Raw genomic sequence first — 19,519 nt, 5'->3', positions numbered from 1 at the left:
GCACTGCTCCTTCAGGAGGTCTCCCGTGGGTGAACCGCACGCGCTGGTTTCGCAGGAAGGGGCGACACTGGTCGTCACCATGAACCGCCCCGAGGCGCGCAACGCGATCACCGGCGAGATGATGTCGATCATGGTCGACGCCTGGGACCGGGTCGATTCGGACGAGGAGATCCGCAGCTGCGTCCTGACCGGCGCGGGCGGCGCGTTCTGCGCCGGCGCGGACCTGAAGTCGATGTCTCGCAACTCCCCGTCCGACTCGTTCGCCTCGGGCAAGTTCGACCCGTCCCGGATCCCCGGCCTCCTGAAGGGCCGCCGCCTGACGAAGCCGCTGATCGCGGCGGTCGAGGGACCGGCGATCGCGGGCGGGACGGAGATCCTCCAGGGGACGGACATCCGGGTCGCGGGTTCTTCCGCCCGGTTCGGGGTGTCGGAGGCCCGGTGGGGACTGTTCCCGATGGGCGGGTCGGCGGTGCGGCTGCCGCGTCAGATCCCGTACACGGTGGCCGCGGACATCCTGCTGACCGGACGTCATCTGTCCGCTTCCGAGGCGTTGGCGATCGGCCTGATCGGGCACGTGGTCCCGGACGGACAGGCCCTCTCGCGCGCGTTGGAACTGGCCTCCCTGGTGAACGCGAACGGGCCGGTCGCGGTGCGGGCGATCCTGCGGACGATCCGGGACACCGAGGGGCTCCACGAGGAGGAGGCCTTCAAGCTGGACTCGCAGTACGGCATCGAGGTGTTCGCTTCGGAGGACGCCAAGGAGGGGCCGCGGGCGTTCTCGGAGAAGCGGAAGCCGGAGTTCAAGGGCCGCTGACCTAGAACGCGTTCCACTGAAATCCGACCGCCTCGCGGAGGAACCTTGTCGACAGAACAAGAACATGTTTCACTCATGGACGTGACCGAGACACCGCTGGCGGCACCCCTCAACGTCGGTTTCGACTACACGCGCTCGACCGGGCCCGTCCTGGGCCGGTTCGTCACCTCCCTGCGCGAACGCCGGATCGAAGGCGTCCGGGGCAGTGACGGCCGCGTGCACGTCCCGCCCGTCGAGTACGACCCCGGGACCGCCGAACCGCTCGGGGAGTTCGTTCCCGTGGCCGACGAGGGCACCGTCGTCTCGTGGTCGTGGTGTCCCGAACCCCTCGACGGGCAGCCGCTGAACCGGCCCTTCGCCTGGGCGCTCGTCAAGCTCGACGGCGCCGACACCGCACTGCTGCACGCCGTGGACGCCGGCAGCCCGGCGAACATCCACAGTGGACAGCGGGTCCGCGTCAAGTGGGCCGACGAGACCGTCGGGCACATCCGGGACATCGCCTACTTCCTGCCCGTGGACGCCGAGGACACGAAGCCCACCGAGCCCGCTCCCCCGGTCGCCGAGCGCGAAGAGGGCGCCCCGGTCAGCGTGATCATCACGCCCGTGCACCTGAAGTACCTGCACTCCGCCTCCCCCGAGGAGAGCCGGTACCTGCGCGGCCTCGCCGAAGGGAAGCTGATCGGCCAGCGCTGCCCGAAGTGCGGGAAGGTCTACATCCCGCCGCGGGGCGCCTGCCCGACCGACGGCGTCCCCACCACCGACGAGGTCGAACTGCCCGACACCGGGATCGTCACCACGTTCTGCATCGTCAACGTCCCGTTCCTCGGCCAGCGCATCAAGCCGCCGTACGTCGCCGCGTACATCCTGCTCGACGGCGCCGACATCGCCTTCCTGCACCTCGTCCTCGGCTGCGACGCCCAGGACGTCAAGATGGGCATGCGCGTGCGCGCCGCGTGGAAACCACGTGACGAGTGGTGGACGTCGCTGGAGAACATCAGCCACTTCGAGCCGACCGGCGAGCCGGACGCGGCCTACGAAACCTTCGCCCACCACCTGTGAGGTCCTGATGCCAGACGTCGCGATCGCGGGCTTCGCGAAGGCCCCCAACGTCCGCGAGACCCCGGGCACCACCAACGGCGTGGAGATGCTCGTCCCGATCTTCGCCGAGGTCTTCGAGCGGACCGGTTTGTCCAAACAGGACATCGGCTTCTGGTGCTCCGGCTCGTCGGACTACCTGGCCGGACGCGCCTTCTCGTTCATCGCCGCCGTCGACGCGATCGGCGCGTTCCCGCCGATCCACGAGTCGCACGTCGAGATGGACGCCGCCTGGGCGCTCTACGAAGCGTGGCTGAAGATCAAGATGGGCGAGGTCGAGACCGCGCTCGTCTACGGCTTCGGCAAGTCCAGCGCCGGGCAGCTGCGCCGGGTGCTCGCCCTGCAGCTCGACCCGTACGTCGTCACGCCGCTGTGGCCGGACTCCGTGTCGATCGCCGGGATCCAGGCGCGCCTGGGCCTCGAAGCCGGGCTGTGGTCCGAAAAGGACCTCGCCGAGGTCGCCGCGCGCGGCACCGGCAAGGACGTCGCCGAACTCCTCGACACGCCGTACTACGCGGACCCGCTGCGCCGGCACGACATCGCGCCGATCACCGACGGTGCGGCCGTGATCGTCCTGTCCACTGTGGAACGAGCACGGGACATCGTCGACCGGCCCGCCGTGATCACCGGCATCGAGCACCGGGTCGACTCCCCCGTCCTGGGCGCCCGCGACCTCACGCGCAGCCCGTCCACCGAAGCCGCCGCGGCGGCCCTGGACCTCGACGGCGCCGACCTGGCCGAGCTGCACGCGCCCTTCACCCACCAGGAACTGATCCTGCGGACGGCGCTGAAGCTCGACGATTCCACGAAGATCAACCCGTCGGGCGGGGCGCTGGCCGCCAACCCGATGTTCTCCGCCGGCCTCGCCCGCATCGGCGAGGCCGCGGCCCGCATCCACAGCGGCGAATCCCGCAAGGCCGTGGCGCACGCGACGAGCGGCCCGGTCCTGCAACAGAACCTGGTGACCGTGCTGGAGGCCCGATGACCAAGCAGCTCACCGCCGTGCTCGGCACCGGCCAGACGCACCACCGCGCCAAGCGCCAGGACGTCTCGATGCCGGGCCTGCTGCGCGAGGCGATCGACCGCGCGATGGCCGACGCCCAGGTCGAGTGGGCCGACATCGACGCCGTCGTGCTCGGCAAGGCCCCGGACCTGTTCGAAGGCGTCATGATGCCCGAGCTGTTCCTCGCCGATTCCCTCGGCGCCACCGGGAAACCGCTGCTGCGCGTGCACACCGCCGGCTCGGTCGGCGGGTCGACGGCGCTGGTCGCCGCGTCGCTGATCCAGGCCGGCGTGCACCGCCGGGTGCTGACCGTCGCGTACGAGAAGCAGTCCGAGTCGAACGCGATGTGGGGCCTGTCGATCCTGCCGCCGTTCCAGATGCCGGTCGGCGCCGGCGCGGGCGGCTACTTCGCGCCGCACGTGCGCTCCTACATCCGCCGCTCGGGCGCGCCCGAGCACGTCGGCGCGATCGTCGCGGCCAAGGACCGCCGCAACGGCGCCCTCAACCCGTACGCGCACCTGCAGCAGGCCGACATCACCGTCGAGTCGGTGCGGAAGTCGCAGATGCTGTGGGACCCGATCCGCTACGACGAGACGTGCCCGTCGTCCGACGGCGCGTGCGCGATGGTGCTCGGCGACGAGGCCGCCGGGGACGCCGTCGAGGGCGGCGCGGCCTGGATCCACGCGACGGCGATGCGCACCGAGCCCACCACGTTCGCCGGCCGCGACCAGGTCAACCCCCAGGCCGGGCGCGACGCCGCGGCCGCGTTGTGGGCCGAGGCCGGGATCACGGACCCGATGTCCGAAGTGGACGTCGCCGAGATCTACGTGCCGTTCTCGTGGTTCGAGCCGATGTGGCTGGAGAACCTCGGGTTCGCGCCCGAAGGCGAAGGCTGGAAGGTCACCGAAGCCGGCGAGACGGCGATCGGCGGACGGCTGCCGTGCAACCCGTCCGGCGGGGTGCTCTCGTCCAACCCGATCGGGGCGTCCGGCATGCTGCGCTTCTCCGAAGCCGCGAAGCAGGTGATGGGCCGGGCCGGGGACTACCAGGTCGACGGCGCGCGGATCGGGCTCGGGCACGCCTACGGCGGCGGGTCGCAGTACTTCTCGATGTGGGTGGTCGGCGCCGACAAGCCGAATTGATACGCTCGACCCACCATGCCCAGACTCGCCGACCACGAGCAACGCCGCCGCCAGATCGCCGAAGCGGTCTGGCGGATCGCCAGCACGCGCGGGCTCGAAGACGTGTCGCTGCGCAAGGTCGCGGCCGAGGCCGGCGTCTCGCTGCGGCTGGTCCAGTACTACTTCGGGACGCGGGACGACCTACTGCTCGGCGCGCTGGAGATCCTCAACGCCGACGCCGGGGAGAGCATCCGCGCGGGCCTCGGCCCCGAGGAGGACGCGACGCCGCGCGAGGTGCTGCGGGCCATGCTCGTCGGGATGCTGCCGGTCGGCGACGAGCGCCGCACGCGCTACCTCGTGCACCTCGCCTACTTCGTCCGGTCCCTGTCGGACACCGGGCTCGCGTCGGCGTTCAGCGCCGCGCCGCCCGAGCTGGAACGGCTGACCGCGGACCTGCTGGCATGGGGCCGCGACCGCGGGGAGGTCGCCCCCGAGCTGGAGCTGCTGCCGGAGGCCGAGCTGCTGCTGTCGAGCGTCGACGGCCTGCAGACCAGCATCATCCTGGGCCAGCGGACGCCGGAGGCGGCGATCGCGCTCATCGACCACCAGCTGGACCGGCTCTTCAGCCTCGCGAACGTCGCCACTTGAGCGCCAGCAGCGTCCCGAGGACGCCCGTGACGACGCCGACGGTGGCCGGCACCGCGACCGGCGGGTCCACCACGACCACCGGGTTCAGCACCACCGGCGCCGGCGGCTGGACCGGCTTCGGCGGCGCGTCGGAGCCGGTCGCCGTCCACGCCGTGACGTAGACGAGCAGCCGCGCGACGAGCGAGATGAAGAAGATCAGGCCGATGACCGAGCCGAACGCGATGCCGGTCGGCGAGTCGCCGATCAGCCGCAGGTAGAAGCCCCCGGCCAGCTTGAGCACCTCGAACCCGACGGCCAGGGCGACCGCGCCGCGCACCGCGCTGCGCACGCCCACCTTCTGCCGCGGCAGCCGCGTGAGCACCCACAGGAACACCAGCCAGTCGGCGGCCAGCGACAGCGGCACCGAGGACGCCGAGACGAGCTGGTGCCCCCAGCTCGTGTCGTCGAGCCCGGCCAGCCGCAGCAGGTAGCTGCCGAGCGCGGTGCCGGAGATGGTGAGCGTGAACGACACGAGCAGCGCGGCGCTGAGGCCGAGCAGCGCGAGCAGGTCGACGGCGATGAGCCGCAGCAACGGCTGGTCGGACCGGTTCTGCCCCCACAGCGCCGTCAGCGAGTCCCGCAGCGCGTTCATCCAGTTCCAGCCGGAGTAGAGGCCGATGACCAGCCCGAATACCCCGACGCTCGTGCGCTGCTCGACGAAGCCGGTGAGCAGCTCGGTGGCCTTGTCGCCCAGGCCGCCGGGCAGCGTGGAGACGATCGCGTGGACCATCGTGTCGAGCAGGTGCGGCTGGCTGGCCAGCACGAACCCGGCGACCGACGAGGCGACCATCAGCAGCGGCACCAGCGACAGCAGGCTGAAGTAGGTGATCGAGGCGACGTAGTGGTAGCCGCCGCGGTCGATGTAGCGGTTGGTCGCGCGGGCGATGTGGTCCAGCCACCGGTACCGGGCGCGGGCCCGGGCCCAGGGGCTCGGGGTCTTGGGGGAACTGTTCACGGTCACTGTCTACCCAGCCGGAGCGCACTTCGCTCAGGCAACACGCGGTCGGACCATCAGCTCAGGACGACGAGCCCGGCGCCGTCGTCCACCGGGAGCGCGGCGTCCGTCGTGGCGAAGACCGTGCTGCCGAGGAAGTCGAGCTCGCAGCCGAGGGTGGCGAGGAAGGACGTGTCCGCGGCGTCGCGCCCGGTGGAGATCCGCAGCATGGTCTGCCGCGGCGCCAGGCGGGTGGCGTCGAAGACGTACCAGTGGCCGTCGATCCCGGCCTCGAAGACGGCGTGGAAGTCCATCGGTGACAGCCCGGGCGCGTAGACGCCGACGTAGCGGGCGGGGATGTCGAGGAACCGGCAGAGCGTGACGCAGACGTGCGCGAAGTCGCGGCAGACGCCCTCGCCGGCGAGCAGCGTGTCGACGGCGTCGTCGGTCGGCCGGCTGGAACCGACCACATAGGACAGTCGCTCGTGGACGTTCCGGACGATGGCGTCGACCCTCGCCTTGGTGCCCTTGGCCTTGAGCGCGGCGGGCGGGACGAGCCCGGCGACGCGGTCGGAGGGGCAGTACCGGCTCGGCCGGGTGAACACGGCGGCGTCGGCGAGCGTGACCGGCTCGGGTTCGGGCTCGGCCAGCGCGCGTTCGGCGTGGTAGGTGACGCGGTGTTCGCCCGGGGGCAGCGTGAAGACCTCGGCGCGGGTGCCGTGCTCGAACTCGACGAGTTCGCTGTCCCCGTGCCAGGAAACGGTGAGCTCTTCGGTGTCGGCGTGCGCCGCGGCGACGGAGATCGCCGCGGGACCGGGTTCGGTGACGCGGAAGGAGAACTCGACGTCGACGGTCGCTCGCGGGGCCATCACCCCATGATGTCACCTCCCGGCGGAATCGCCGGGTGGCCTGACGGGGCGGGGTCGTCCAGGAGGTGCTCCCCGGACGACCCGCCACCGCGTCGAGCGGTTCCTCAGGCGTAGTTCACCGGGTAGTGCTTGATGCCGTTCAGCCAGCTGGACCGCAGCCGCACCGGGGGTGCCGCCTCGGTGATGCCCGGCATCACGTCCGCGATCGCGTTGAAGATCAGGTCGATCTCCAGCCGGGCCAGGTTCGCGCCGATGCAGTAGTGCGAACCCGTGCCGCCGAAGCCCACGTGCGGATTGTCCTCGCGGAGGATGTCGAACTTCTCCGGGTCCTCGAACACCTCGTGGTCGAAGTTGGCCGAGCTGTAGAACATCCCGACGCGGTCGCCCTTGCGGATGTGCGCGCCACCCAGCTCGGTGTCGCGGGTGGCCGTGCGCTGGAACGCCACCACCGGGGTGGCCCAGCGGACGATCTCGTCCGGCGCGGTCTTCGGCCGCTGCTCCTTGAACAGCTCCCACTGGTCCCGGTGGTCCAGGAACGCCTTCATGCCGTGGCTGATCGCGTTGCGCGTCGTCTCGTTGCCGGCGACGGCGAGCAGGATGACGAAGAAGCCGAACTCGTCGGAGCCGAGCGCTTCGCCGTCGACGTCGGCGTGGATCAGCTTCGTGACGATGTCGTCCATCGGGCACTTGCGCCGGTCCTCGGCCATGTTCCAGGCGTAGCCGATGAGCTGCGCGGACGCTTCCAGGGGTTCGACCTCGTACTCGGGGTCGTCGTAGGCGACCATCTGGTTCGACCAGTCGAAGATCTTGAGCCGGTCCTCCTGCGGGATGCCGATCAGCTCGGCGATCGCCTGCAGCGGCAGCTCGCAGGCGACGTCGGTGACGAAGTCGCCCGACCCCTTCTTGCGCGCTTCCGCGGCGATCCGCTCGGCGCGCTCGCGCAGGGTGTCCTCGAGCTTCGCGATGGACCGCGGGGTGAAGCCCTTCGACACGATCCGCCGCAGCTTGGTGTGCTGCGGGGCGTCCATGTTGAGCAGCACCAGGCGGTTCGCGTTGAGGTTGTCCTCGGTCATGCTCTCGTCGAAGCGGATGATCGCCGTCTTCTCGCTCGACGAGTACAGCGTGCTGTCGCGGGACACCTCCTTGACGTCCGCGTGGCGCGAGACGACCCAGTAGCCGTCGTCGCGGAAGCCCGCGGTGTTGTGCTTCTGGGGGTTCCACCACACGGGCGCGGTTCGCCGGAGCTCGGCGAACTCGGCCACGGGCAGCCGTTGGGCGTAGAGGTCCGGGTCCGTGAAGTCGAAACCGGCGGGGATGAGCGGAGCGGCCACGGTGCCTCCCACGGTTCGCCTTTGAAACACGTTCTAACGGCGATTAGAGCATACGGTGTTAACTTGCGGAAGACCGTTCAGTGAAACCCGTTAACTTGACCGATGAGGCCAGGTGAGCGAGCGCTCACTCTTCGAAGATCAAGATCCCGCAGATCCTGGGGCCGCTTGCCTCAAACGATAACTTGTTCTAGTTTTCTGGTTACAGGACAGTGTTTCCCGACGAAAGGGACGACATGGGCGTGCCGGTCATCGTCGAAGCCGTGCGGACCCCGATCGGCAAGCGGGGCGGGCTGCTGGCCGGCCTGCACGCGGCCGAGCTGCTGGGCGCCGCGCAGCAGGCCCTCCTCGACCGCGCCGGGATCGACCCCGCGCTGGTCGAGCAGCTGATCGGCGGCTGCGTCACGCAGGCCGGCGAGCAGTCCAACAACGTGACGCGCACGGCGTGGCTGCACGCAGGCCTGCCGGAAACGGCGGGCGCGACGACGATCGACGCCCAGTGCGGCTCGGCGCAGCAGGCGACCCACCTGGTCGCGGGCCTGATCGCGGCGGACGCGATCGAGGTCGGCGTCGCGTGCGGCGTCGAGGCGATGAGCCGGGTGCCGCTGGGGACCAACCGGGCCGGCGCGTCACCCCGGCCGTCGTCGTGGTCGATCGACCTGCCCAACCAGTACGGCGCGGCGGAGCGGATCGCGGTCCGCCGCGGCCTGACCCGCGCCGACGTCGACGCGTTCGGCGCCGCGTCCCAGCAGAAAGCCGCGGCGGCGTGGGAAGCGGGGCGCTTCGACCGCGAAGTGGTGCCGGTGAAGGCACCGGTGCTGTCCTCCTCCGGTGAGCCGACGGGCGAAACGCGGCTGGTCGGCCGCGACCAGGGCCTGCGCGAGACGACCGTCGAAGGCCTGGCGCGGTTGAAGCCGGTGGTCGAGGACGGGATCCACACGGCGGGGACGTCGTCGCAGATTTCCGACGGCGCGGCGGCCCTGCTGCTGATGGACTCTTCGCGGGCTTCGGAGCTGGGACTGCGGCCGAGGGCCCGGATCGTGGCGCAGGCGCTGATCGGCGCGGAGCCGTACTACCACCTGGACGGCCCCATCCGCGCGACCGAACGGGTGTTGTCCCGGACCGGGATGACGGTCGGTGACGTGGACCTGTTCGAGGTGAACGAGGCGTTCGCGTCGGTGGCGCTGTCGTGGCAGCAGGTCGTGGACCCGGATCCGGCGCGGGTGAACGTCAACGGCGGCGCGATCGCCCTGGGCCACCCGGTGGGCAGCACGGGAGCCCGGCTGCTGACGACGGCGTTGCACGAGCTGGAGCGCCGCGACGCGTCGACGGCGTTGGTGACGATGTGCGCCGGCGGAGCACTGGCGACGGCGACGGTCGTCGAACGGCTCTAGCTGGCCAGCGCGCCGGGGTAGCGGGTCATCTCGGCGAAACCGACAGCCAGCGCCTGGGCCGCCGGTTCGGCGGAAAACGACCAGTGCACTGCGAACCCGTGCCCGGTCGAGAGGCTCACTTCGCCGTAGCGCATGACCGGTAGCCGGCGGTTGTTCTTGAACCGCCGGTCCGGACCACCCCGCTTGTTCACGTACTGCCAGGTCGTGTCCACCTGGACGGCGTCAGGCGGCACCGACCCGTCCTCGATGAACCGGGTCGATCCCGGAACGACGGAAACCGCTTGGTACGTCACATCCGCATAAGTGTTCCGATCGCGCACCAGGATGCGGTCAGGGAGGAAGTAGACCGACCGAGTAGCCGACTGCAGGGAGGGAATGGCGATGTTCGACTTGAGGTGGACCGAGCCGCCCAAACCTCGGCGTAGCGGCTCACGCCGCACCAGAGAACCCGCGCCCGCATTCACCTTGCGCTGGTAAGCGGTCTGCAGGTCGCCGCGCGCGACAGTGCTCCACGCGCTGTGCGACCGGCAGACGTCGTCGAAGGACCTGAGCAGGCGCTCGAACTGCGACTGAGCCGGGGCGTCCACCTCGTAGAAGGCCACCACAGTCCGGCGAATCCCGTCTCGCCAGCCGGTCCAGAGGGTGAGCGGAAGACCGGCCAGGAGAACCCACGGAGTCACGGCGGCGAGCAGGACGCTCACCACGAGCACCCAGGGCCAGATCCGGTGCGCTCCCGCAGCGGCGTTGAGCTGCGAGACGAGCGCGCTGGGGGACGCGGGCAGGAGCTCCTCAGCGCGCTTCCCGGTCACGTCGGAAAGCACGACGTCGCCGGGGTCCGGCAGAACCGGCGCAGAAACCGGCGCCGGTCCGCGACCGGCGGGATGCCGGGCCCGGCGCCCACCGACGGTCGCGCGGTACGACACGCCGCCGACACCGACCCGCACGTAACTCCCGCGCGGGCCGCCACCCACGCGCAACCCCGGAATACCCGCCGAGATTCCGATTCCCGACTTCGAAACGCCCACCCGGACCGGTCCCAGCCGGATGCTGGTGCGCAGGTAGATCGACATGCGTGCCTCGCTTCCCGTCGAACACCAGGTCGTAGTGAAAGCGGAGATCGCTACGGAGGACCACCGACCGCAACCAGGCCGTGATCGGCGCGAGACGAAGCCCATCAGGCGGACATCCACCTCGACTTCGACCTTCACGCGGGATCCACCGGACGCTGCCCCATCGCCGCGGCCAGCGGATTCGAAGCGGCCGTGCCGGACGTATCCGCGGGCGCTGCCGACCACCACGCCGTCGGGCGATGCGCTTGTGCTTGACTTCGGTGCATGATCTCGGAAAGCCGTTGCCCGGTGGAGAACGGTGAGCTCCTCGTCCGCCGCGGCGGCGAGGGTCCGGCGCTCCTGCTGATCTCCGGCGGCACCGGGTCGGGTGACTCCTACCGCGCGCTGGCGAAGCTGCTGTACGCGGGCTACACGGTGATCACCTACGACCGGCGCGGCCACTTCGGCAGCACGGATTCGACGACGGGCCCGGTCCCGGTGTCGTTGCAGGCGGACGACGCGCGGGCGGTGCTGGACCACATCGGCCTCGGCCCGGCGATGGTGTTCGGCACGAGCGCGGGCGCGCTGATCGGGCTGGACCTCGTGGCCCGGTTTCCCGATCACGTGACGACGCTGGTGGCGCACGAGCCGCCGGCGGTCCACCTGATGCCGGACGCGGGCGCGTGGCTGGAAGCGGCGGCGGAGCAGGTTCGCCTGGCCCGTTCGGGCGAGCTGATGACGGCGGTCACCCGCTTCGCCGACGCGATCGCCGGCGCGGCACTGCCGGACCTGCCGAACCTGCGGCTGCCGCACGAGGCCGACTGGATCCGGTTGTTCGACCGGGAGTTGACGGAGTTCTTCGACTACCTGCCGGACTTGCGCGCGTTGCGCAAGGCGAGCACGGAGATCGTGCCGGTGGCCGGGGAAGGCAGCCGGGGGCGCTACCACTACCAGCCGGCGAAGATCTTGGCATTGGAGCTGGGGTTGCCGTTCACGGAGATGCCGGGGGCGCATCTGGCTCCGCAGCGGAACCCGGGGAAGTTCGCGGCGGCGTTGAAGGACCTGCTGAGCCCGGAGCTGTGAGGGAAAGGAGCGCGCCGTGTGGTCACCGGACGAGCTGGTTCTCCTGGACACGGCCCAGGAGCTGGAGATCGCCGTCGAGCGCGCCGACGGCAGCTCGCGGCGGTGGACGCCGATCTGGGTCGTGTGCACCGGCGGGCAGGTCTACGTGCGGACCTGGTACCGACGGGACACCGGCTGGTTCGGGGACGCGGTGCGGTCCGGCCGGGGCCGGATCCGCGTGCCGGGCCTGGAAACCGAGGTCGCCATCGAGGACCTCGGCGCTCAGGTCACCGCGGATATCGACGCCGCCTACCGCACCAAGTACCCCGGCGGCGGCACCGACGCCATGGTGACGGCCGAGGCGGCGGCGACCACCCTGCGGCTGGACCCGCGCTAGCGTCAGACCACCCGGACCCCGTCCTTCCAAACCTCCCGGATGTTGGCAGCCAACCCCGGGAAGTCGTACGGATCCCCGCTCACCACGACCAGATCCGCCCGCAACCCCGGCGCGACCCGCCCCAGCTCGCCGTCCAGACCCATCAACCGCGCCGCCGAGGACGTGGTCGCCTCCAGAACGTCCCCCGGCGTCATCCCGCACGCCGCCATCAAAGCCAGCTCCTCCAGGTTCGTCCCGTGCGGCCCCACCCCGCTGTCCGTCCCCATCGCGATCCGGACCCCCGCCGCGTACGCGCTACGGACCGAATCCCGGTGCACCTCGACGACTTCCCGGGCCTTGGAAACCACCGCGGCGGGCAGATCCACCCCCGCGTCCGCCGCACGAACGACGTTCACCGGCGCGATCAGCGTCGGGACCAGCCACGTCCCGTGGCCCAGCATCAGCTCGATCGCCTCGTCGTCCAGGTAGATCCCGTGCTCGATCGAGCGCACCCCCGCGCGGACCGCGTTCTTGATGCCCGCCGCGCCCTGGGCGTGCGCCATCACCGGGCGGCCCTGCGCCGCCGCCTCCGCCACCAGGACCTCCAGCTCCTCCGGGGTGTACTGCGAGTGCCTCGGGTCGTCGCGGGGGGACAGCACGCCGCCCGTCGTGCACACCTTCAGCACGTCCGCGCCCGCTCGGAGCAGCGTGCGCGCGACCCGGCGCATTTCGTCGGGGCCGTCGGCCGTCGCGTCCGGGCGGCCCGGGTGCGGTACCAGCAGCGGGACGCACAGACCCGACGGGTTCCAGCTGTCGCCGTGGCCGCCGGTCTGGCTGATCAGCCCGATCGAAATCTGCAGCCGCGGCCCCGGGATCAGGCCGTCGTCCACGGCCTGCTTGATGCCGAGGTCGGCACCCGACGCGTCGCGGACCGTCGTGATGCCCAGCCCGAGCGTCGCCCACAGGTTCCGCGCGGCCTCGTAAAACTGGTAGGAGAACGGCTTCTGGACGCGCGCCAGCAACCCGATGTCCGACACCGTGACGTGCACGTGGCAGTCGAACAGCCCCGGCAGCAGCACCGCGCCCGAGCAGTCGACGCCCTCGTCGCCGTCGAGGTCCGTGCCGACGTCGACGATCCGGCCGTGCTCGACCACGACGTCGGCCGGCGCCGGGTCCGCGCCCGTGCCGTCGAACACCGAGCCGCCGGTGAAAACCGTGCGCGTCACGCCGCCTCCACGAGAGAAGTCCGTCGCGGCGCCACCACCGCGGCCGCGGCGAGGACGACGACGTTGACGCCGAGCCCGACCAGGCCCACGTTGACCGTGCCGACGAGGTGAGTGTCCACAAAGGTCAGCCAGACGACCACCAGCTCGCCCGCGATCAGCCCGGCGAACACCGGGCCCTTGCCGACCGGCACCCGCTTCAGGAAGCCCAGCAGGTTGGCCGGGGCCAGCTGGACCGACCCCGAATAGGTGAGCAGGAGCAGGTTGGCCAGCAGGTCCGGCCGGAAGATGCCGAGCACGAGGGCAAGAGTACTCGCGAGCACAACCGTGCCGTGGTTGATCCAGAACTGCCCGCGGCCACTGCGGACCCGGACTATGTTGCGCGCCACCAGCGACGAGATGCCGATCAGGATCCCGGCCGCCGGGACCATCGCGGTGGCCGTCGCGGCGACCACGATGATGCCGGTCACCCAGGTCGGCAATGCGTCCTTCGACAGCGTCAGCAGTACGCCGTTCGGATCACTCCCCTTGGGCACCACGATGATCGCGGCGAACCCCACGATCATCGGCAGCAGCAGGCACAGCTCGTAGATCGGCATCCAGGTGTAGTTGCGGCGCAGCACCTTCGGGTCGCGCGCCGACATCAGCGCCGGCCACGAGTGCGGCAGCGTCATCAGCCCGACGCCGATCGCGCTGACCAGCATGCTCGTCACGAACCACACGTGATCGTTCGCTCCACTGTGGACGATCAGCTTCTCGGGGTGCAGCTGCTCGATCTTGTGGAACACCCCGCCGATCCCGCCGGCGAAGTGCGTCGGCACGGCGATGATCAGCACCACCAGCGCGACCAGCATGATGCCGTCCTTGAAATAGGACGTCGCCGCGACGCCGCGCAGCCCCGCCCACAGCACGAACGCGACCACCAGCACGCTGCCGGTGACCATGCTCAGCGTGCCGGACGCGCTGTCGCCGGTGACCAGGCGGACGATCAGGCCGAGCCCGGTGATCTGCAGCTGCAGGTACGGCAGCACGAAGATCACGCCCAGTACCGCCGACAGCGTCCCGAGCGCCCGGCTGGAGTAGCGGTCCTCGAGGAAGTCGCCCTGGGTGAGGTAGCCGCGCTCCTTGCCCATCGTCCAGAGCCGCTTCGCGAGGAAGAACAGCACGACGTAGGCGATCGGGACGTACGGCAGCGCGTACATCGCCGCGACGCCGCCGGAGAACGCGAGGCCGGCCATGCCGAGGAAGGTGAAGGTGGTGAACACCTCGCCCGCCTGCAGGAACCACATGGTGAGCGCGCCGAAGCGGCGGCCGCCGACGGTCCACTCGGCCAGGTCGGCGACGGGCTTGCGCCTGCCGACGAAGCCGAGGACGCCGATCAGCACGATGCCGGCGAGGGTGAAGGCGAGGATCACCGGTCCTCCTCCCGCCCGCGCAGCAGGCGCTCGGACAGCAGCAGCGCCGGGGTGAACATGAGACACCAGAACGCGCCCCACACGATCATCCGCGGCAGCCCGAGCCACAGGCCGGTGGTGTTGACGAACGGCAGGAACGGCATCAGAACCAGCGCGACGACCGGGAGCACCGGCGGCCAGTGGTAGCTGCGCACGCGCGTCACCCCGCCAGGAGCCCGAGGCGGCGGACGGCGAGCTCGGCCAGCAGCGCGGCGCCGTCGCCGAGGACGCTGTCGTCGAAGCGGGCCCGCGGCGAATGGTTGTCCGGCGCGGTTTCCGGGTCGGTCGGGCAGGCGCCGAGGAACAGGTACGCGCCGGGAACCCGTTCGAGCACGCGGGAAAAGTCCTCCGAGCCGGTGATCGGATCGGCCATCTCGGTGAACCGCTCTTCCCCGAAGACGTCGCGGATCGTGTCGGCGACGAAGTCGTACGCCGCGGCGTCGTTGACCGTCGCCGGGTACTCGGGCTCGTAGGTGACTTCGACGTCGAGGCCGTGCGCCTGGGCGATGCCCTTGCACACCTGGACCGCCCGCTCCCCCACCCGCGCGGCGACCTCCGGCGAGAACGACCGCAGCGTCGCCTCGAACTTCGCGTCGTCCGGGATGATGTTGCGCCGCGTGCCGGCGTGGAACGAGCCGACCGTGACCACGACCGGGTCGAAGACGTCGAAGGTGCGCGTCACCATCGTCTGCAGGGCGGTCACCATCTCGCAGGCCGCGGGGATCGGGTCGCGCGCGTCGTGCGGCGACGAGCCGTGGCCGCCGTCGCCGACGACGCGGACTTCGAGGGCGCCCGACGCCGCCATCAGCGTGCCGGGCCGGGCGACGAAGTGGCCCTTCGCGTAGCTGGCGGCCGAAACGTGCAGGCCGTACGCGGCGTCGACGTGCTTGCCGGACGCCGTCAGCACGCCCTCCTCGATCATGTGGCCGGCGCCGTCCCAGCCTTCTTCGCCGGGCTGGAACATGAAGACGACGTCGCCGGCGAGGTCTTCGCGGCGGGCGGCGAGCAGGCGGGCCGCGCCGACCAGCCCCGCGGTGTGCAGGTCGTGGCCGCAGGCGTGCATGGCACCGTCGAGGGTGGAGCTGAACTCCTCGCCGCTGGCTTCGGTCACCGGGAGCGCGTCCATGTCGCCGCGCAGCAGCACGGCCGAAGTACTCCTTCCCGGTGAGGCCGCATCAGACGCAGTGCCGCCGGGTTTGCCGCCGCGGAGGACTCCCGTGATCGACGAGAGGTTCTTGCCGAGGCTCAGTTCGAGGGGAAGGCCGTCGAGGGCGGTGAGCACCCGCTCCTGGGTGCGCGGGAGGTGCAGGCCGATTTCGGGGATGCGGTGCAGGTCGCGGCGCAGGGCGACCAGGTCGTCGAGCAGGTCAGCGGCGTCCGAGCGCAGGGTCATCCGCAGATCATGCAAGTGTCGAGCACAATGGCCGGGGAAATTCCCGCAAACCACCGCTGCGAGAGCCGATGACCGAAGAATCCGCCATGTTGACCGAGCAAGATCTCAAACTGGTCGACGCGCTGCAGGCGGCGCCGCGGGCGTCGTGGTCGACGCTCGGCCGCGCGCTGGGCCTCGGCGCGGTGACGGCCGCCCGGCACTGGGACACGCTGGTCGAGCGCGGCGACGCGTGGCTCACCGCGTACGTCGGCGGCGAGCTGAGTGCGCGGCTGACCCTGGCGTTCGTCGAGATCGAGTGCCTGCCCGGGACGGCGTTGTCCGTGGCGGCCGAGCTGGCCGCGGACCCGCACGTGGCGACGGTCGAGTACGTGGCCGGGCCGTGCGACCTGCTCGCCCACGTCGTCGCGCCGACGCTGCGCGAGCTGGGCGCGCACGTGCTGGACCGGGTGGCGGCGGTGCCCGGGGTGGCACGGGTGCGGACGGTGCTGTCGCCTCGGATGTTCACCGAAGGCAGCCGGTGGCGGGTGCGGGCGATCTCGCCGGGGCAACGGGAGGCGCTGTCGGCGAAGCCGGCGAAGAACCGCGCGCCCCTGCGGTTCGACGACGCGGACCGCGCGCTGATCCTGGCCCTCGGGGTGGACGCCCGGGCGTCGGCGGCTTCGTTGGCGGCCGAACTCGGCGTCGGCGCGACGACGGTCCGGCGCCGGCTGGACGCGTTGCTGGCCCGGGGCGCGGTCCGCGTCCGGTGCGAGATCGCGCGGTCGGCGTCGCCGGCGCCGGTCACGGTGACGCTGTGGCTGAGCGTGCCGCCGGACAAGCTGGAGACGACGGCGCGGTCGCTGGCGATGCTGCCGGAGGTGCGGATGTGCGCGGCGCTGACCGGGACGGCGAACCTGATGCTGGTGGTGTGGTTGCCTTCTCAGCAGGAGACGCTGGGGCTGGAGGCGGTGCTCGCGGCGAAGCTGCCGTGGCTGGAGGTGGTCGCCCGGGCGGTGACGCTGCGGAGCATCAAGCTGATGGGCCGCCTGCTCGACGCGGCGGGGCGCGGGGTGGGCCGGGTGCCGCTGGACTTCTGGGCCGCGGTCCCCGTGCCGGAGCACGGGGACCGCAGCGTGGGCCGGTCCGGGGGATGAGGGGGGTGAGGTGGAGGGAAGCATCCACCGGACCGGGGTCTTTGGGGAGGAGCGGACTTCGGGGCCTGCTTGGCGGCTGAGGTTCCGGGCTGAGGTTCCGGGGCTGAGGTTCCGGGGCTGAGGTTCCGGGGCTGAGGTTCCGGGGCTGAGGTTCCGGGGCTGAGGTTCCGGGGCTGAGGTTGGGGCGCCGACTTCGGGCGCCGGGTTTCGGGGCCGGCTTTGCGCCGCCGGCTCGGGACCGGGGTTCCGGAAGCAATGCCTGCGGACTTTGTCGGAGCTCCGGCTCCGGCTCCGGCTCCGGCTCCGGCTCCGGACCGAGGTTCCGGAACCACCACCTGCGAACCTTGCTGCAGTGCCGGCCTCGCTGTGCCGGCTCCGAGCGGCCGTCCCGCCCGCCGCCCGAAGGGCGGGCGCCGGACCGGGAAGCCTGGAGGCAAATCTTCTCCGATCGGAACCGTGGCTCGCATGCCCGGCTGGAACGGATCTGGCCTGATCGGAATCTGCGGCTCGGGTGAACCGAAGCCGAACTCGGGGGGCGGGGAGGAGTTCCGGCGCGGTGAACTCGGGGGGTGAGGTGGAGGGAAGAACGTCCACCGGCCGGAACTCGCGGGCGGGAACTGCTCCCGCCTTGTTCCTCCTTCGCTGATCCGGCGAACCGGATCGGTGGGGGTGCGGAATCCCGGCCCGGGGGGACTTGGGGGGTGAGGTGGAGGGAAGTGTCCACCCGGGCCGGGGCTCGGGGCGCGGGACGGGGGTCCCGCGGTTCTTCGGGTGGTGCGACCGGCCCGGCGGACTGGGGGGTGAGGTGGAGGGAAGTGTCCGCCGGGCCGGGGTTCGTGGGGCGGGTCAGTGCCCGCCGGCTGTGGCGCCGTGGCGGGTCGCGCCGGCCTTGGCGGCGTCGGCGAGGACCGTGCCGAGATCCTCCACTGTGGACGGGACCTGAACCGTGCTCGCCGCGAGCTGCTGTCGTGCGACCGGCGCGAAACCGGCGATGGCGGCACTCGGACGAGCACGGTTCATCGGACGTTCTCCCTGGTGTGGAGTGACCGGACGGGGAGGGCTATTCCGCGCAGGCCTTCCCGGAGTTGATGCAGTTGACCAGCCGGCCCATGATCTTGCGGTTCATCACGTTCGCGAAGTCGTCGTGGTCGGACCGCGGGTTGTGCTTCTCCTGGGCGAAGGCGTCCACTTTGTACTGGCCCTTCTGCTGGACGTCCTGCGGGATGTCGTAGACCAGCGTCACCTGCAGCTGCGGCACGTTCTTGAAGCCCTGCGGGCACTTGCCCTGCTGGTTCGCGAACACGATGTGCGTGCGGTGGTTGGCGCTGTCGGTGTTCTTGCCGTCCCAGCAGTTCGGGAAGGCGTGGATGCGCTCGACCTTGCTGCCGGCCGGGCAGATCGGGTAGAGGTCGGTCAGCCGGTCCTCGAACCCGGTGCACGTCCAGCTGGGCCGGGCGTTGGCCGGGCCGTTGGTGCTCTGCTTGGCGTCACCGTAGAGGATCTTCAGGCCGAGCGGCATCGCGACGACGTTCTGCGCGCCACCGCCGATGAACTTCAGCGTCGCGGACTCCGGCTCGACGATCTCACCGTCGTTGTCGCCGACTTCTTCGTTCGCACCCTGCGGTCCGCCCAGCTCTTCGGCCGGCGGCGCGGCCGCCGAGCTGCTCTGGTTCTGGCCGCCGTTCTGGTTGTTCTGGCCGCCGTTCTTCCCGCCGCGACGGCGGTCCTGGTTCTGCTGCTGGGCGTTCTGGTCCTGGCCGTCCTGCTGCTGGGCGTTCTGGTCACCGCCGCGGCCCGCGCCGCCCCCGGTGTTGCGCCGCTTCTGCTGCTGCTGTTGCCCGTTCTGGTCCTGCGCGTTCTCGTCCTGCTGGTCCTGGTTCTGGGCGTCCTGGTTCTGGGCGTCCTGCTGGCCCTGCCCGGCGTCCTGCGCGTCCTGGGCGTCCTGGGCGCTCTGGTCCTGCTGGACGTCGCCGGTCTTGCCCTGCTGCTTCTGCTGGGCCTGCTGGTTCTCGCTCTCGTTGGCCGCCTTGTCTTCGCGGTCGATGCGGATCACGGGCCAGAAGTAGGCCGACTTGTCACCGTTCTTGCAGGTGGTGCCGCCGGCGAGGAGGCTCTTGAGGCTCGAGTCGGCGTCGGTGGTCACGTTGCCGACGTAGTCGTGCAGGTGCTGCGCACCGTTCTTGATCCCCGGCTGCGCGATGAAGTTGTCCGGGTTGTGGTGCGCGCCGTCCGCGTTCGTTCCACAGTCGACGGTGAAGGAACCCTGTACGCCCTTTTTCTTCAGGGCCGCGTTGACGTTGTTGCCGGCGGGAACCTTGTTGATGTCGATGAAGAACGACGGGTCCGCCGGGTCCGCGCTGGCCTCGCCCGTGCGGCCCGTCGTGACCGCGACGGCGAGTGCGCCGACGGCGATCGCCAGGCCGATCGCACCCATCGCGATCTTGGTTCGGCGGGCGACGCGATGCTTGCCCGTCACGGGGGACCGAGAATGGTTCCGGGCCATAGACTAGTTCACCTCGTTCGTTATTCCGGGCACGCCGAACACCGCGGTGGCCCGGGCAAGAACTACCGTTAGTTGAGGTCG

Annotated in this window: 19 protein-coding genes; 9 read left to right on the top strand and 10 right to left on the bottom strand. The window is 70.9% G+C overall.

The annotated features are described in order from the left end of the window. Window positions 1-25: 25 nt before the first annotated feature. From AB0J40_RS01785 to AB0J40_RS01765, 5 genes are all read left to right on the top strand, one after another. On the top strand, window positions 26-814 hold the full coding sequence (locus AB0J40_RS01785) for a crotonase/enoyl-CoA hydratase family protein (protein WP_364446111.1): 789 nt from the start codon (window positions 26-28) through the stop codon (window positions 812-814). A gap of 75 nt (window positions 815-889) precedes the next feature. Beyond that, window positions 890-1,873, top strand: a complete 984-nt coding sequence (locus tag AB0J40_RS01780; protein WP_364446108.1) for an OB-fold domain-containing protein — start codon at window positions 890-892, stop codon at window positions 1,871-1,873. Window positions 1,874-1,880: 7 nt separating this feature from the next. Further along, a complete protein-coding gene (locus AB0J40_RS01775; protein WP_364446105.1) occupies window positions 1,881-2,894 on the top strand; it encodes a thiolase domain-containing protein in 1,014 nt (337 codons plus the stop codon). Next, complete coding sequence (locus AB0J40_RS01770; protein ID WP_364446103.1) at window positions 2,891-4,054, top strand: thiolase domain-containing protein; 1,164 nt, start codon at window positions 2,891-2,893, stop codon at window positions 4,052-4,054. The genes AB0J40_RS01775 and AB0J40_RS01770 overlap by 4 nt, the downstream gene beginning before the upstream one ends. A gap of 15 nt (window positions 4,055-4,069) precedes the next feature. After that, window positions 4,070-4,681, top strand: coding sequence for a TetR/AcrR family transcriptional regulator (locus tag AB0J40_RS01765; protein ID WP_364446100.1), 612 nt, complete (start codon window positions 4,070-4,072; stop codon window positions 4,679-4,681). Here the strand turns inward: AB0J40_RS01765 and AB0J40_RS01760 are convergent. From AB0J40_RS01760 to AB0J40_RS01750, 3 genes are all read right to left on the bottom strand, one after another. After that, the gene (locus tag AB0J40_RS01760) at window positions 4,656-5,675 is read right to left on the bottom strand and encodes a YhjD/YihY/BrkB family envelope integrity protein (RefSeq protein WP_364446098.1); all 1,020 of its coding nucleotides are present in this window, start codon (window positions 5,673-5,675) and stop codon (window positions 4,656-4,658) included. The genes AB0J40_RS01765 and AB0J40_RS01760 overlap by 26 nt on opposite strands. Before the next feature lie 56 nt (window positions 5,676-5,731). Then, window positions 5,732-6,523, bottom strand: coding sequence for a transglutaminase family protein (locus AB0J40_RS01755; protein ID WP_364446096.1), 792 nt, complete (start codon window positions 6,521-6,523; stop codon window positions 5,732-5,734). A gap of 104 nt (window positions 6,524-6,627) precedes the next feature. Continuing rightward, a complete protein-coding gene (locus AB0J40_RS01750) occupies window positions 6,628-7,854 on the bottom strand; it encodes a cytochrome P450 (RefSeq protein WP_364446093.1) in 1,227 nt (408 codons plus the stop codon). Between the two features lie 233 nt (window positions 7,855-8,087). Between AB0J40_RS01750 and AB0J40_RS01745 the strand changes: the two genes are divergently transcribed. After that, window positions 8,088-9,245: a steroid 3-ketoacyl-CoA thiolase gene (locus AB0J40_RS01745; RefSeq protein WP_364446090.1), complete on the top strand. Its 1,158-nt coding sequence runs from the start codon at window positions 8,088-8,090 to the stop codon at window positions 9,243-9,245. On the opposite strand, the gene AB0J40_RS01740 is transcribed toward AB0J40_RS01745, so the two are convergent. Next, window positions 9,242-10,315 (bottom strand): DUF4236 domain-containing protein, encoded by a 1,074-nt coding sequence (locus AB0J40_RS01740; protein ID WP_364446087.1) that lies wholly within the window; start codon window positions 10,313-10,315, stop codon window positions 9,242-9,244. The two genes, AB0J40_RS01745 and AB0J40_RS01740, sit on opposite strands and share 4 nt — an antisense overlap. A gap of 264 nt (window positions 10,316-10,579) precedes the next feature. On the opposite strand from AB0J40_RS01740, the gene AB0J40_RS01735 reads away from it, so the two are divergent. Together AB0J40_RS01735 and AB0J40_RS01730 are read left to right on the top strand one after the other, a co-directional pair. After that, window positions 10,580-11,377, top strand: a complete 798-nt coding sequence (locus AB0J40_RS01735; RefSeq protein WP_364446085.1) for an alpha/beta hydrolase — start codon at window positions 10,580-10,582, stop codon at window positions 11,375-11,377. Window positions 11,378-11,393: 16 nt separating this feature from the next. Beyond that, on the top strand, window positions 11,394-11,753 hold the full coding sequence (locus tag AB0J40_RS01730; RefSeq protein ID WP_364446082.1) for a DUF2255 family protein: 360 nt from the start codon (window positions 11,394-11,396) through the stop codon (window positions 11,751-11,753). A gap of 2 nt (window positions 11,754-11,755) precedes the next feature. Here the strand turns inward: AB0J40_RS01730 and AB0J40_RS01725 are convergent, their stop codons facing one another. The 4 genes from AB0J40_RS01725 to AB0J40_RS01710 are packed head-to-tail and all read right to left on the bottom strand — an operon-like array spanning window position 11,756 to window position 15,802. After that, window positions 11,756-12,958 (bottom strand): amidohydrolase family protein, encoded by a 1,203-nt coding sequence (locus tag AB0J40_RS01725; RefSeq protein WP_364446079.1) that lies wholly within the window; start codon window positions 12,956-12,958, stop codon window positions 11,756-11,758. Next, a complete protein-coding gene (locus AB0J40_RS01720; protein ID WP_364446076.1) occupies window positions 12,955-14,370 on the bottom strand; it encodes a sodium:solute symporter family protein in 1,416 nt (471 codons plus the stop codon). The genes AB0J40_RS01725 and AB0J40_RS01720 overlap by 4 nt, the downstream gene beginning before the upstream one ends. Then, window positions 14,367-14,564 carry a hypothetical protein gene (locus AB0J40_RS01715; protein ID WP_364446073.1) on the bottom strand — a complete coding sequence of 66 codons (198 nt, stop codon included), beginning with the start codon at window positions 14,562-14,564 and terminating at the stop codon, window positions 14,367-14,369. The genes AB0J40_RS01720 and AB0J40_RS01715 overlap by 4 nt, the downstream gene beginning before the upstream one ends. A 5-nt stretch (window positions 14,565-14,569) precedes the next feature. Beyond that, window positions 14,570-15,802, bottom strand: a complete 1,233-nt coding sequence (locus tag AB0J40_RS01710) for a M20 family metallopeptidase (protein ID WP_364446070.1) — start codon at window positions 15,800-15,802, stop codon at window positions 14,570-14,572. 86 nt (window positions 15,803-15,888) lie between these two features. Between AB0J40_RS01710 and AB0J40_RS01705 the strand changes: the two genes are divergently transcribed. Then, window positions 15,889-16,935 carry an Lrp/AsnC ligand binding domain-containing protein gene (locus tag AB0J40_RS01705; protein ID WP_364446067.1) on the top strand — a complete coding sequence of 349 codons (1,047 nt, stop codon included), beginning with the start codon at window positions 15,889-15,891 and terminating at the stop codon, window positions 16,933-16,935. Between the two features lie 846 nt (window positions 16,936-17,781). On the opposite strand, the gene AB0J40_RS01700 is transcribed toward AB0J40_RS01705, so the two are convergent. Beyond that, window positions 17,782-17,955: a hypothetical protein gene (locus AB0J40_RS01700; RefSeq protein ID WP_364446065.1), complete on the bottom strand. Its 174-nt coding sequence runs from the start codon at window positions 17,953-17,955 to the stop codon at window positions 17,782-17,784. Window positions 17,956-17,995: 40 nt separating this feature from the next. Continuing rightward, complete coding sequence (locus AB0J40_RS01695) at window positions 17,996-19,438, bottom strand: DUF1996 domain-containing protein (protein ID WP_364446063.1); 1,443 nt, start codon at window positions 19,436-19,438, stop codon at window positions 17,996-17,998. Between the last annotated feature and the right edge of the window lie 81 nt (window positions 19,439-19,519).

Origin of the sequence: Amycolatopsis sp. NPDC049691 (genome assembly GCF_040675005.1) — a bacterium.
Classification (GTDB): Bacteria; Actinomycetota; Actinomycetes; order Mycobacteriales; family Pseudonocardiaceae; genus Amycolatopsis.
Note: the sequence above shows the minus strand (reverse complement) of the source record. Positions and strands in the feature narration are given on the sequence as shown.